Annotated in this window: 11 protein-coding genes; 9 read left to right on the top strand and 2 right to left on the bottom strand. The window is 56.5% G+C overall.

Annotated features, from left to right (window positions below; all coding sequences use genetic code 11):
• Positions 1 to 57 precede the first annotated feature (57 nt).
• The 4 genes from IFT53_RS07190 to IFT53_RS07175 all read left to right on the top strand — a co-directional run bounded on the left by IFT53_RS07190 (position 58) and on the right by IFT53_RS07175 (position 3,776).
• Positions 58 to 1,017: a choline ABC transporter substrate-binding protein gene (locus IFT53_RS07190; RefSeq protein ID WP_192064232.1), complete on the top strand. Its 960-nt coding sequence runs from the start codon at positions 58 to 60 to the stop codon at positions 1,015 to 1,017.
• Positions 1,018 to 1,104: 87 nt separating this feature from the next.
• Positions 1,105 to 1,956: a choline ABC transporter permease subunit gene (gene choW, locus IFT53_RS07185; protein WP_192064233.1), complete on the top strand. Its 852-nt coding sequence runs from the start codon at positions 1,105 to 1,107 to the stop codon at positions 1,954 to 1,956.
• The gene (choV, locus tag IFT53_RS07180) at positions 1,953 to 2,999 is read left to right on the top strand and encodes a choline ABC transporter ATP-binding protein (protein ID WP_042617357.1); all 1,047 of its coding nucleotides are present in this window, start codon (positions 1,953 to 1,955) and stop codon (positions 2,997 to 2,999) included. The genes choW and choV overlap by 4 nt, the downstream gene beginning before the upstream one ends.
• A 459-nt stretch (positions 3,000 to 3,458) precedes the next feature.
• On the top strand, positions 3,459 to 3,776 hold the full coding sequence (locus IFT53_RS07175; protein ID WP_042617358.1) for an ArsR/SmtB family transcription factor: 318 nt from the start codon (positions 3,459 to 3,461) through the stop codon (positions 3,774 to 3,776).
• 108 nt (positions 3,777 to 3,884) lie between these two features.
• Here IFT53_RS07175 and IFT53_RS07170 read toward each other — a convergent pair whose 3' ends face one another.
• Positions 3,885 to 5,054: a DUF3095 domain-containing protein gene (locus IFT53_RS07170; RefSeq protein ID WP_192064234.1), complete on the bottom strand. Its 1,170-nt coding sequence runs from the start codon at positions 5,052 to 5,054 to the stop codon at positions 3,885 to 3,887.
• Positions 5,055 to 5,325: 271 nt separating this feature from the next.
• On the opposite strand from IFT53_RS07170, the gene IFT53_RS07165 reads away from it, so the two are divergent.
• The 3 genes from IFT53_RS07165 (at position 5,326) to IFT53_RS24030 (ending at position 9,314) form a co-directional block, all read left to right on the top strand.
• Positions 5,326 to 6,432 carry a branched-chain amino acid ABC transporter substrate-binding protein gene (locus tag IFT53_RS07165; RefSeq protein WP_192064235.1) on the top strand — a complete coding sequence of 369 codons (1,107 nt, stop codon included), beginning with the start codon at positions 5,326 to 5,328 and terminating at the stop codon, positions 6,430 to 6,432.
• Between the two features lie 131 nt (positions 6,433 to 6,563).
• Positions 6,564 to 8,261 (top strand): adenine deaminase, encoded by a 1,698-nt coding sequence (gene ade / locus IFT53_RS07160; protein WP_192064236.1) that lies wholly within the window; start codon positions 6,564 to 6,566, stop codon positions 8,259 to 8,261.
• Between the two features lie 102 nt (positions 8,262 to 8,363).
• Positions 8,364 to 9,314, top strand: a complete 951-nt coding sequence (locus IFT53_RS24030) for an HD domain-containing phosphohydrolase (protein ID WP_192064237.1) — start codon at positions 8,364 to 8,366, stop codon at positions 9,312 to 9,314.
• A gap of 12 nt (positions 9,315 to 9,326) precedes the next feature.
• Here the strand turns inward: IFT53_RS24030 and bglA are convergent, their stop codons facing one another.
• Positions 9,327 to 10,994, bottom strand: a complete 1,668-nt coding sequence (gene bglA, locus IFT53_RS07150) for a beta-galactosidase BglA (RefSeq protein WP_192064238.1) — start codon at positions 10,992 to 10,994, stop codon at positions 9,327 to 9,329.
• Between the two features lie 163 nt (positions 10,995 to 11,157).
• On the opposite strand from bglA, the gene IFT53_RS07145 reads away from it, so the two are divergent.
• Together IFT53_RS07145 and IFT53_RS07140 are read left to right on the top strand one after the other, a co-directional pair.
• The gene (locus tag IFT53_RS07145) at positions 11,158 to 12,075 is read left to right on the top strand and encodes a sugar kinase (protein WP_192064239.1); all 918 of its coding nucleotides are present in this window, start codon (positions 11,158 to 11,160) and stop codon (positions 12,073 to 12,075) included.
• Positions 12,076 to 12,171: 96 nt separating this feature from the next.
• Entirely contained in the window at positions 12,172 to 13,260 is a 1,089-nt protein-coding gene (locus tag IFT53_RS07140; protein ID WP_192064240.1) for a bifunctional monoglucosyl/glucuronosyl diacylglycerol synthase, read from the top strand.
• Positions 13,261 to 13,323 lie beyond the last annotated feature (63 nt).

The following is a 13,323-nucleotide window of genomic DNA, read 5'->3' as shown; positions in this document are numbered from 1 at the left end:
ATTGTGCTTCGAAGATATTGATAATGGCAAGGGAACTTAAAAAACAGGGAGTAAGCAATGCTTGCAAAAAATCACCGCTGTCTGGTCCTCGCCGCAGCAGTTTCTGCAATGGCACTCTTCACCACAAGCGCCTCCGCTGCAGAACCGGCCAGTTGTGGAACTGTCCGCCTCTCGGATGTGGGCTGGACAGATATAACCGCCACCACTGCAACAGCCTCCGTCATTCTGAAAAGCCTTGGCTACGAGACCGACGTGAAGCTTCTTTCGGTGCCGGTGACATACACCTCCCTGAAAAACAAGGATATCGACGTTTTCCTCGGCAACTGGATGCCGACGATGGAAGGCGATATCAAGGCCTATCGTGACGACAAATCCGTCGAGACGGTGCGCGAAAACCTGACCGGCGCGAAGTACACGCTTGCGACCAATGCCAAGGGTGCAGAGCTTGGCATCAAGGATTTCAAGGATATCGCCACCCATAGCGACGCCCTGAGCGGCAAGATCTACGGCATCGAGCCCGGCAATGACGGCAATCGCCTGATCCTCGGCATGGTGGAAAAGGACACGTTTGGCCTCAAGAGCTTCGACGTTGTTGAATCATCGGAACAGGGCATGCTGGCGCAGGTCGCACGCGCTGAGAAGTCTGGCGACGCAATCGTCTTTCTTGGCTGGGAACCGCACCCGATGAACGCAAATTTCAAGCTGACCTATCTCACCGGCGGTGACGATGTCTTCGGCCCCAATCTCGGCGGCGCCACCATCTACACCAATGTGCGCGCAGGTTATCTGCAAGAGTGCCCCAATGTCGGCACTTTCCTGAAAAACCTGTCATTCACACTGCCCATGGAAAACGAGATCATGGGCAAGATCCTGAATGATGGCGCAGAGGGTGAAGCGGCTGCGACCGCGTGGCTCAAAGCCAATCCATCCGCCATTGAGCCATGGCTTGCAGGTGTGAAGACCAGGGACGGCAGCGCCGATGCCCTGCCCGCCGCGAAAAAGACCCTCGGCCTTTAGCCGTTGACGTCAGTGCCTTGAACCCGTCTTCCGGCGTCACTGCCGGAAGACGATCATGACTCCGTTCACGAAAGGTCTCCTCTTACCGTGGAATGGCTCAGCGCTTCTCAAAACCGTTTACCGATCGGTCGATACGCCAAAGAGGCTGTGGACTGGTTGACCACAAATCTCTCTTTTTTCTTCGATTGGTTATCGTTCATTTTCGAAAGCGTCATTGACGCTCTGCTTTATCTGCTCCAGGCACCCCATCCGCTCATCATCGTGGCGCTGCTCACAGCGCTCTCAGCCTGGATGCGCCGCTCCATCGGCATGCCGCTGTTTACGGCCCTCGGTTTACTGCTCATCATCAATCTTGGGTACTGGAAAGCCACGACCGAAACCCTGGCTCTCGTCATTGCCGCCAGTGTGACCTGCATGGTGCTTGGCATTCCGCTCGGCATATTCGCTGCACGGCGCAAATGGGCCTATTCCATCATGCGCCCCGCTCTCGATTTGATGCAGACTATTCCGACCTTCGTGTATCTCATTCCAGCTTTGGTTCTTTTCGGGCTGGGAATGGTGCCGGGCCTGATCGCAACGGTCATTTTCGCTCTGCCGGCCCCCATTCGCCTCACAAGGCTTGGCATTATTTCCACCCCACCCGCACTTGTCGAAGCGGCCGTCGCCTTCGGCGCGACACCATCGCAAGTGCTTCGCAAGGTGGAACTGCCCTTCGCTACGCCGCAAATCATGGCCGGACTGACGCAGACCATTATGCTGTCACTGTCCATGGTGGTCATTTCCGCGCTGGTCGGCGCCAATGGGCTAGGCGTTCCGGTGGTTCGTGCGCTCAACACCGTCAACATCGCCATGGGGTTCGAGGCAGGCCTCTGTATCGTGATCGTCGCGATCATACTGGACCGCCTGTTCCGCTTACCTGGCTCGGAGGATGAGGCATGAGTGACGCCATCATATTTGATCGGGTTGATATCGTCTTCGGAGACAATCCGGCAAAGGCACTGGCCATGCTGGATGCAGGGAAAACCAGAGCCGAAATCAACGAAGAGACAGGCCTCGTGCTGGGCGTGGCCAATGCCTCGCTGGCCGTAAAGGAAGGCGAAATTCTCGTTCTGATGGGGCTCTCGGGCTCCGGAAAATCGACACTGCTTCGCGCCGTCAACCAACTGGCACCCGTTGTGCGCGGCAGCGTCAGCGTCAAAACACCTGAAGGCTATATCGACCCCTATCAGACATCGAAAAAATCACTCCGTGATCTGCGCATGCACACGGTATCCATGGTTTTTCAGCAATTCGGGCTGCTGCCATGGCGCAACGTAGCCGACAATGTCGGCTTTGGACTGGAGCTGGCAGGCCTGCCGGAAGCCCAGCGCAAAAAACGCGTGGCCGAGCAGTTGGAACTCGTCAATCTGTCCGACTGGGCAGACCGCAAGGTGGGGGAACTATCCGGCGGCATGCAACAGCGCGTCGGGCTGGCGCGCGCTTTCGCAACAGGAGCGCCGATCCTGCTGATGGATGAGCCGTTTTCGGCACTCGATCCCCTCATCCGCCACCGGTTGCAGGATGAGCTTCTGGAATTTCAGAGCCGGCTCAAAAAGACGATCCTGTTCGTAAGCCATGATCTGGATGAGGCCTTCCGCATCGGCAACCGCATCGCCATGATGGAAGGTGGGCACATCATCCAATGCGGCACGCCGCAAGATATCGTCAGGAACCCATCCAACAGCTACGTGGCGGAGTTTGTGCAGAACATGAACCCGATCTCCATGCTGACGGCGGAAGACGTGATGCGAAGAGGCGTGACGGCGGAAAATGCCGGGCTTTCCGTCAGCGGCACGGCCCGCCCCACCGCACCGCTAGTCGACATTCTCGATGCCATGGCGAAACAGCCCGGCGCGATTGGTATCGTCGACAATGGCGTGGTGGTCGGCACGGTCACTTCGGATGACGTCGTTCGTGGATTGACGCTTCACCGGCGAAAATAAATCACCCGATGCCGGTCAAATCAGTCCGTGGCCAGCCCGGCCACGGCAATGCACAGGCGTGATGTCAACGCGGACGAGTGTCCAAAACGGATTTGTAAGACCGATTTTCAATCACTTTAAATTAAGGTGAGAGAATTTGGGGGCGCTTAGCATTTGTAAACCAATCCGCACCCGCCAAAGTCTTGAAAACGCGAAAATGAAATACCCACACAGCCGCAAAAATGTAAAAAATAACCCGTAAGAATGGGTTGAGACGAGGTAAAGTAGAACATTCGACTATTTTCCGTCAATAACAAGCAAAAATGACAGAATGTGAAAATTCTCTAATGAAGCAGGGGCTTTACCCTAGATTTAGGTATATACAACGATCTGGCCGAATTGGTACAATCAGGGCATATAACGTTTCGTTTTGCCAATGAGGCAGCCGCGGGGGCGGGTTCACTCAGGAGAAGTGAGAATATGAATACAGAAACTCTTTCAGAACAATCGACTGCAGCAGCGGGTCTCCTTTCCGCCATGGCCAATCCCAAGCGGCTGATGATTCTTTGCAGTTTGGTTGAAGGTGAAGTTCCAGTCGGCGTTCTTGCAACGCAGGTTGGCCTGAGCCAGTCAGCGCTTTCCCAGCACCTTTCCAAGCTGCGCGCACAGCGCCTGGTGAAGACACGCCGCGACGCGCAGACGATCTACTATTCCAGCACTTCGGATTCCGTGAAGAAGATCCTGGCGACACTCGAGGGAATCTACTGCGCACCGAGCGCGGAAAAGACCGCTGCCTGAATGATAGCGCAAACGCCCTACGCTGAATGGTTTCATTAAAGCCGACAGCGTGGGTGACAGCGAGCAAAGCGCCATGTGTCCTCCAGCCGCATGGCGCTTCTTCCCATCCTATTCCAATGCCTGTATCTGCGCCTTCAAGTTGGCCGCCGCATAAGCATAGCCTCCCTCACCGCCATCGACAAAATGCATATGATCCTTGGATAGCGGGGATGGAACGATACAGGTCATCAGTGCCGTGTCCTGCTCGTGCAGACCATAAAAGCAGATACCCTCACGCGCCGCAACTTCCAGCCTGGCCCTGATCTTTTTCAAGCTGTCGACGTCCACATCCACGGTCATTTTCAGGCCGTCATCGAATTTGCGAAAATCCGTATTGCTGGCGACCGATCGCTTGTATTGCACGGGATCGAACCGTCCCACCGTTTTTCGAAACCGATACAGAACGGTGATGATCGCTGTCTGGAAGAGTACCCATGAAAGCTTGCGGACCTGCGAGATCCGGTCGCGGTAATTGGAAAGCGCTTTTGCTTCCAGAAACATTCCCTCTTTGATGAACCCCAGCGGGGGTCCTTCGGCGGGAACCGGATGGCCACCACGTCCATCATCATTGGCCAGCGCCACGATCTCTGCCACCAGATCCCGAAATGCCTGTGCATCCTGGTTGGGACCCGGAAGCGCGATGATCGACACCACCTTGCCCCGCGCCGCTTTGATCGGATCCCAACGGCACGAAAGACCCGTCAGATCAGGGCGCGCACCGGCTTCGGCCGGATGGATCAGATAGCGGCCGTTTTTCATCTGCTCGTCGGCCCAGTGGTTACCGCCGCCAGAAAACATGGCGTAGGACACATCATCGCTGGCTTGCAGCCGCGCCACGCGAACATCAAGTCCCTGCTCGCGAATGGCTGATAGCGGCACGATGGCAGCTCTCAGTGTCAGGCCGATATCATCTGCGACCCACGTCTGCACCCGTGACAGCGCCTCCCGCGCAGCATCGATCTGCGAGGGCGAAATGGCCACCACAGCACCGTCGCCGCCGAAAATGAAGGGAAGGTCGTGCCTTTGCAGGGCGTTCAGAATTCCGGAAATGACGCCAGCACCCGCCATATTGACGGATTTGTAGCGGCCCGCATCAATCGCACCCGTGGAATCGGTGATGTCTGCAAGCGCAAGCGCCCAGCCATCCGGCAGGGCACGATACAGCATAGGGTCTGCCACATCCTCAAAATGCAGGAAGACTGGCAGGTTCTGTAAAAACTCTTCGTCAGTCGGCGTCATGCCGGTATTATCCTTCTATAAGCGATGAAAAACCAGCAGCCATTTATTATTCTGACGCGGCCAGTACTTTGCGCTCACACAGGATTTACGCGCCCACGAACGCTTTGGATCAAACATGGCTTGCGAAATCGCCTCTGATGCGTATGACGACGGCAGGATGTCGGAAATCAAACATGAGACGACACCAGTCCCGCCCGCCGAAAGAGGTTTGCGCGCTTTTAGCGCCGTGCTTGCGGCGGCACATCGGGACCCAACCCAAGGAGAAACTGGAATGACCTTCAAAATTTTATCTGGCCTGACGCTGGCAGCATCGGTCGCTTTCGCACCAATGGCGCATGCTGAGATCGTAATCGGTCTTATTGCGCCGCTCACAGGCCCCGTCGCAGCCTATGGCGATCAGGTCAAAAAAGGCGCGCAGACCGCCGTTGACGTTATTAACAAGAATGGCGGCATTCTGGGCGAGCAGGTTGTCCTGAAGCTCGCTGATGATGGTGGCGAGCCAAAGCAGGGCGTATCTGCCGCCAACCAGCTGGTTGCCGAAGGCATCCGTTTCGTTGTCGGCCCCGTCACATCGGGCGTTGCCATTCCTGCCTCTGATGTGTTTGCGGAAAACGGCGTGCTGATGGTAACGCCAACGGCCACTGCACCTGACCTGACAAACCGCGAATTGTGGAACGTGTTGCGCACCTGCGGCCGTGACGACCAGCAGGCGCAGGTCGCTGGCAAACTCGTACTGGCACAGTTGAAGGACCGCCGCGTTGCGATCATTCATGACAAGGGTGCATACGGCAAGGGTTTGGCTGACTCGTTCAAGAAGACGCTGAATGAAGGCGGCGTGACCGAAGTCATGTATGATGCACTGACGGCAGGCGACAAAGACCTCAGCGCGCTGACGACCCGCCTCAAGTCTGAAAATGTGGATGTTGTCTATTTCGGCGGTTACCACCCTGAAGCGGGCCTTCTGGTTCGCCAGATGAACGATGTTGGCGCCAAGGCAACCGTTATCGGTGGCGATGGCCTGTCGAACTCCGAGTTCTGGAGCATTGGCGGAAACGCTGCTGCGGGCACCATCTTCACCAATGCAGCAGATGCGACCAAGAGCACCGACTCCAAGGCTGCGGCTGATGCCCTGACCGCCGCAAACATTCCAGCAGAAGCCTTCACGCTGAATGCCTATGCAGCTGTTGAAGTGCTGAAAGCAGGCATTGAAAAGGCTGGTAGCGCTGAAGATGCGGAAGCCGTTGCGAAGGTTTTGAAGGCTGGTGAGCCTGTTGCAACAGCCATCGGCAAGCTGACCTATGGCGAAACAGGCGACCTGACATCGCAGGCTTTCTCGCTCTACAAGTGGGAAAACGGCAAGATCGTTTCTGCCGAGTAATTTCGCTGTTATGACTGATATGACCGGGTGCGGCGACGCGCCCGGTTTTCTTTTATGGCACATCATGGTGGACAAGCCATCGGCTCGTCTGGCTTAATCGTGACCAGCTAAAAATCGAAATGAGGTGAAGCGTGGTATCGACACTAGAACGCAGGATCGATCAGGGAACAGGTCGCGAGAAGGCTGATATCGTTCTCAAGGGCGGCCGCTTTTTCGATCTGGTTACAGGCGAGCTTGTAGCGTCCGATATCGCAATCTGCGGCGACACGATCATCGGCACATGCGAGAGCTATGAGGGTGTCGAAACGATCGACATTACCGGCCAGATCGTTGTGCCCGGCTTCATTGATACGCATCTGCACATCGAATCATCGCTGGTAACACCGCATGAATTCGACCGCTGCGTGCTTCCCTATGGCGTCACCACCGTCATCTGCGATCCGCACGAAATAGCCAATGTGCTCGGCAAAGAGGGTATTCAGTTCTTTCTCGATTCCGCGCTGGAAACGATCATGGACATCAGAGTCCAGCTGTCTTCCTGCGTACCTGCCACCCATCTGGAAACATCCGGCGCCGACCTGCCAATCGAAAGCCTGCTGCCTTTCCGCAACCACCCGAAGGTCATCGGCCTTGCCGAGTTCATGAATTTTCCGGGCGTGATCCACAAAGACCCGATCTGCATGGCGAAGCTGGAGGCCTTTCAGGGCCAGCACATTGATGGCCACGCACCACTGCTTTCCGGCACAGCGCTGAATGGTTATCTCTCAGCTGGCATTCGCACCGAACATGAATGCACCACCGCCGCAGAGGCGATGGAGAAAATCCGCAAGGGCATGCATATTCTGGTGCGCGAAGGATCGGTATCCAAGGATCTTCACTCCCTGATGTCCATCATCACCGAGCGCCTGTCGCCCTATCTGGCGCTGTGCACGGATGACCGCAATCCGCTTGATATCGCCGAGCAGGGCCATCTCGATTATATGATCCGCACCGCCATCGGAAGCGGCGTGGAGCCGCTAGCCATCTATCGTGCCGCATCCATTTCAGCCGCAAAGGCATTCGGCCTCAACGATCGTGGTCTCATAGCGCCCGGCTGGCGCGCCGATCTGGTGGTGATTGACAGCTTGCAGAACTGCAAGGCCAACATGGTGTTCTCAGCTGGACGAAAAGTGACCAATGAGCTTTTCGCCACGCGTAAATCCATCGCGCCTGTAGGGCTCGATAGCGTCAAGGCACGCCCCGTTCTGGCATCGCATTTCGGCGTGCCCGTCACAGACGGTGAAACATCCGTCATCGGCGTTATGCCGGGCAAGATCATCACCGAGCATCGTCGTTACAAGCTTCCCACGGATGGAAACCAGACAAGCCTTGATCTGGACAATGACATCATCAAGGTCGCTGTCATCGAGCGCCACGGCAAAAATGGCAACCATGCAAATGGCTTCGTCCAGGGCTTCGGGCTGAAGAAGGGCGCAATCGCCTCAACCGTCGGGCATGACAGCCACAATATCTGCGTGGTTGGCGTCAGCGAAGACGACATGGCCTGCGCTGCCAACCGCCTCAGCGATATCAAGGGCGGCTTCGTGGTGGTTGAAGATGGCAAGGTTACGGGAGAAATCGCCCTGCCCGTCGCAGGCCTGATGAGCCTAGAGCCCTATGAGACCGTGCGTGATACGCTGCACGAGCTACGCAAGGCCGCCTATGCACTTGGAACAACGCTGGAAGAACCGTTTTTGCAGGTTGCCTTCCTTCCGCTCCCAGTCATTCCGCACCTGAAAATTTCGGATATGGGCATGGTGGATGTGGATCGGTTCGCGCTCATTCCATAAAGTACAACCATAACAATATAATCGAAAATACTCATATTGAATTAACGGAGTCGCGCTAGATAACAAGCTTTGATGGATGGAGCTTGAGTATCGGGGCAACACGTGACTGTAACGAAGATCGATAAGTCGCAACTCAAAGTCGGGATGTTCGTTGAAGCTATCGAGGGTGCGTGGCAGGATAGCCCAACCCTCGGGCGGCGCTTCGTTATCCGGTCTGGCGAAGAGATCGATCTGATTTGCAGCACCGAGAGCGGCGGCGTCTTCATCAACACGTCTTTGGGGTGCGCCCCCACCGGCTGGGCCACACCCGCCACCGAGAGAAACCTGACGAACGCCACCCGACAGGAAAAGCTGGAAGCTGCCGCAAAAATTCAGGGACAGGCAGAATCAGCAAAATCACTGGTCAGCGATATTTGCCAGGGTCGAGCTGTTACCGTGCAATCCTTCAAGCCGTTGGTGGACGATGTTGCGAGAACGATGGAAGAAAATCCATCGCTTTACATCGGCATGTCACGGCTACGGTCTCGCGATAGCGCAACCTACATGCACTCTGTTGCCGTTGGTGCCCTGCTGCTTCATTTTGGCCGATCTAAGGGCATGGATGAAGAAACGGTCCAGCACCTGTGCATGGCCGGCATGCTGCACGATATCGGCAAGCTCTATATTCCAAAGCACATTCTTCAAAAGCAGACTGTCCTGAACCTTGATGAACGCAAGGTGGTGGAAAAACACACCAGCCTGGGTTACGAGCTGCTATCCGCAAACACGGATATGCCCCAGCTTGTTCTCGACATCTGTCGCTCTCATCATGAGAGGCTGGATGGCAATGGATATCCCGAGCAGCTTAAAGCTGACGCCATCAGCACCGAAGTGCGCATGAGCACCATCTGTGATGTCTTCGACGCGCTGACCTCCACACGCCCCTACAAGAAGGGCTGGTCATCGCAACAGGCACTGAGCTGGATGATGGGACGGGACGACCAGTTTGATAAAGAACTGATCTGGCAATTCGTGCTTAGTCTTGACCCGGAGATGACGAAGGGCCTCTTTTAAGAGGCCCACCACTCACGCCAAAATCGCGCAGAACACATCAAGCCCATCAAGTTTGACCGTGGTCTCGTCGAACAGCGGCTGGAAGCCCGGCATTGTCAGCACTTCATCAACTTTGAGATCAGTTGGAATGAGGAACTCCACCGGCTCCCGCGTGAGGTTGAACACGAAAAGCAGGCGTTCCTGTCCCTTTGCTCGGGTAAAGGCCAGCAGGTCCTGCTGCGTATCCAGAAACACCATGTCGCCATCTCGCAAGGCTGCATGGTTTTTGCGGAACGCCATTACCGCCTTGTAGTGGCTCAGCACCGAGTCCGGCTTGCGCTCCTGCCCATCGGCAGCCAGCATGGCATGCGCGTAAGGCACCGGCAGCCACGGTTTTTCCGCAGTCGTGAAGCCAGCACTGGGCTGTCCCGTTTCCCAAACCATTGGCGTCCGGCATCCATCACGCCCCTTGAAGGCAGGCCAGAACCGTATGCCATAGGGGTCTCGCAGGTCTTCAAATGCAAGCTCAGCCTCTGTCAGCGCAAGCTCTTCGCCCTGGTAAAGGCATATGGAGCCGCGCAATGTGGCAAGCACGCTGAAGGCAAGCTTTGCCACGCGCGTCTGCTCCTCCGGCCCTTCGGAAAAGCGGCTGAGATGGCGTACGACATCATGGTTGGAAAAAGCCCAGCAGACCCAGCCATCGGTGACGGCCTTTTGAAAACCGCCAACCGCGCCTCGGATATGGTCTGCGGAAAACTCCCCGCCAAGAAGGTCGAACGTGTAGCACATGTTCAGCTTGTCGCCATCGGCGGTGTAGGACGCCACCGTCTTCAGCGACCGTGCACCATCGCCCACCTCGCCCACGGTCATGCGACCCTCATATTGATCGAGCAGCGCACGGAACCGCTTGAGAAAGGCGATGTTCTCGATTTGCGTCTTGTCGTAAACATGGCTCTGCATGCCATAGGGGTTCACATCAGGCGCATCGAGACCAGCATCATCGCTATCGGGCGCATGAGGCGGGTTGTTGCGCAAAAGCTTGTCGTGGAAATAGTAGTTTACCGTGTCCAGCCGGAAACCATCCACCCCGCGTTCCAGCCAGAAACGAACGGTTTCCAGCAGCGCGTCCTGCACCTCGACATTATGGAAATTGAGATCCGGCTGCGAGGCGAGGAAATTGTGCATGTAATATTGCTTGCGCACGCCATCCCATTCCCATGCTGGCCCGCCAAACACCGACAGCCAGTTGGTGGGAGCAGTCCCATCCGGCTTGGGGTCTGCCCAGACATACCAGTCGGCTTTCGGGTTGGTGCGGCTGGCGCGGCTATCCTTGAACCAGGGATGCTGGTCGGACGTGTGGGAAATCACCTGATCTATGATGATCTTCAACCCAAGGCGATGCGCTTCCGAAATCAGCGTGTCGAAATCCGCCAGAGTGCCGAACATGGGGTCGACATTGCAATAATCTGACACGTCATAGCCCATATCCGCCATGGGCGAGGTGAAGAAGGGCGAAAGCCAGATAGCATCGACGCCAAGCGACGCGATGTAGGGCAGCCGTTCCGTCACACCGGCCAGATCGCCAAAACCATCGCCTGTCGTATCCTGGAACGAGCGTGGATAGACCTGATAGATCGCTGCTCCCCTCCACCAGTCTCCGTCGTGTGTGGAAGTGTTGGCAGAGGCAATCAGGTCGGCCATGGGCAATCTCCGGTTAAGCTCGTCAAAGCATATAAAGCTAAGGTCTGTTCGTAAACGGCAATCCTGTCAGTTTCAGCCAACAAGTCACTCATATGATGACTTGCCCTTGCCAGCCTGCGGCAAGCATCGTAATGCGGGACATCCATTCAAGGGAGGCAATTGTATGGGCGGACGGTTTCTTTCTATCGGCGAATGCATGGTCGAGCTTTCTCAGGCAGGCGACGGATTGCTGCGCAAAGGCTTTGCCGGCGATACGCTGAACACCGCCTGGTACGCCCGCGCCTGCATGCCAGCGGACTGGACTGTCGATTACTTCACGGCCCTAGGTGACGATCCTCTTTCGGAAGAAATGCTCGGCTTCATCAAGGCGGCAGGCATAGAAACCGCCAACATTTCCCGGCTTAAAGGCGGCACGCCTGGGCTTTATCTCATCAACCTGAAGGATGGCGAGCGCACATTCAGCTATTGGCGCAGCACATCAGCCGCACGCCAACTGGCAGCGGATGCGGACCACCTGCGCGGCACGATTGAAGCTGCCGACATGGTCTATTTCTCAGGTATAACGCTTGCCATTCTCAGCACGCCTGTTGCTGTCGATACATTTCTTGCCGAAATGCGGCGCGCCAAAGCGTCGGGAAAACAGGTGGTCTTCGACCCCAACATCCGCCCCCGCCTTTGGGCCGACCGAAAGACCATGCTGAGCACCATTACCGATGGCGCACGCGCTGCGACACTGGTCATGCCGAGCTTCGATGACGAAGCTGCACATTTCGGCGATGCGGATGTTGAAGCTACCATTCACCGCTACCGCGCTGCGGGCGTCGCAAATATCGTTGTCAAGGATGGCGCCAATGGTGCCACGCTGGATTTCGCAGGGACACGCTGCCATGCACCAGCGGTCCAGTCAGCAAAGGTGGTGGATACGACCAGCGCGGGCGACAGTTTCAACGGTGCGTTCCTGTCCAGGCTGGTCGCGGGCAGCACACCAGAGGCTGCCGCCGCTTTCGCGGCCAAGGCCGCCGTCACCGTCATCGGTCACCATGGTGCGCTGATCGACCCGGGCCTGCTGCCGAAGGACTGATCGGCTCCCTGACATGAAGCTGTAACATGCCTGTCCCATACACGCGTGGGAGCCCGACATCCTTTCGGGATTCGTCAGCGCGGAGGTCGGCATATCATGACCAGAATAACCATCGTCACTGATGCGTGGCATCCGCAAGTCAATGGCGTCGTGCGCTCCATTGAAAACACCAATGTCGAGCTGGAGCGCATGGGCGTCGAAGTCTGCATGGTCACACCGCAGAACTTCCACTCCGTTCCTTGCCCGACCTACCCGGAAATCCGTCTCTCCGTGGCCAGCTATGGCCGTGTTTCGAAAGAAATCGCAAAAAGCCAGCCGTCCTACGTCCACATAGCAACCGAAGGCCCGCTGGGCTTCATGGCACGCCGCTGGTGCCTGAAACACAACATGCGCTTCTCCACCAGCTACCACACACGCTTCCCGGAATATGTGGCCGCACGCTTTCCAGTACCGGAAAGCTGGCTCTATGCCTTCGTGCGCTGGTTCCACAATGGCGGCAGCGCCTGCATGGTGGCCACACCAAGCCTTGAAACCGAATTGAATGCCAAGGGCGTGAAGAACCTGAAACGCTGGAGCCGTGGCATTGATGCCGCCCAGTTCTTTCCCCGCGAAAAACAGGCCCAACCGTTTGATCTGCCACGCCCCATCTTCATGACCGTCGGTCGCGTGTCAGTAGAAAAGAACCTGCCTGAATTTCTCGCTCTCGATCTGCCCGGCTCAAAGGTCGTGGTGGGCGATGGTCCCGCGCGCGCTGAGCTCCAGCAAAAATACCCGGACGTTCTGTTTACCGGCGTTAAAACCGGCAAGGATCTTGCCGACGCCTATGCTCAGGCAGATGTTTTCGTCTTTCCGTCCAAGACAGACACATTTGGCAATACGATTTTAGAAGCACTTGCTAGCGGCGTGCCTGTCGCAGCATTTCCAGTCACTGGCCCCCTCGATATTCTCGGCGACCATCCCCGCGCTGGTGCGTTGAACACGGATTTGCGCACCGCCTGCATGGATGCGCTGAAGTGTTCAAGTGAAGCTGCACTTGCACTATCGCGAACCTATTCCTGGGAAAAGGCATCGAACCAGTTTCTTGACAACGTCACCTCGGCAGCGAGCAGCGGACTACCGGAGTTTGGATCAAGGATTGCAGCCCGCAGCAGAAATATGCTGAAATTCGACGCTTTTTCCCGATAGACATGTGGACGAAGCCGGGCAAGGCTGTCACAAGACGCATCGGGACGCGACCGCCGCTATCTT

The organism is Rhizobium sp. CFBP 13644 (assembly GCF_014842165.1).
GTDB lineage: Bacteria > Pseudomonadota > Alphaproteobacteria > Rhizobiales > Rhizobiaceae > Agrobacterium > Agrobacterium tumefaciens_C.
This window is presented reverse-complemented; position numbering and strand designations above follow the sequence as displayed.

Excerpts from the sequence above, each read along its gene's own strand:
- IFT53_RS07165 (WP_192064235.1), top strand. The coding sequence starts at position 5,326 with ATGACCTTCAAAATTTTATCTGGCCTGACGCTGGCAGCATCGGTCGCT.
- IFT53_RS07170 (WP_192064234.1), bottom strand. The coding sequence starts at position 5,054 with ATGACGCCGACTGACGAAGAGTTTTTACAGAACCTGCCAGTCTTCCTG.
- IFT53_RS07145 (WP_192064239.1), top strand. The coding sequence starts at position 11,158 with ATGGGCGGACGGTTTCTTTCTATCGGCGAATGCATGGTCGAGCTTTCT.
- IFT53_RS07175 (WP_042617358.1), top strand. The coding sequence starts at position 3,459 with ATGAATACAGAAACTCTTTCAGAACAATCGACTGCAGCAGCGGGTCTC.
- bglA (WP_192064238.1), bottom strand. The coding sequence starts at position 10,994 with ATGGCCGACCTGATTGCCTCTGCCAACACTTCCACACACGACGGAGAC.
- IFT53_RS07190 (WP_192064232.1), top strand. The coding sequence starts at position 58 with ATGCTTGCAAAAAATCACCGCTGTCTGGTCCTCGCCGCAGCAGTTTCT.
- IFT53_RS07140 (WP_192064240.1), top strand. The coding sequence starts at position 12,172 with ATGACCAGAATAACCATCGTCACTGATGCGTGGCATCCGCAAGTCAAT.
- choV (WP_042617357.1), top strand. The coding sequence starts at position 1,953 with ATGAGTGACGCCATCATATTTGATCGGGTTGATATCGTCTTCGGAGAC.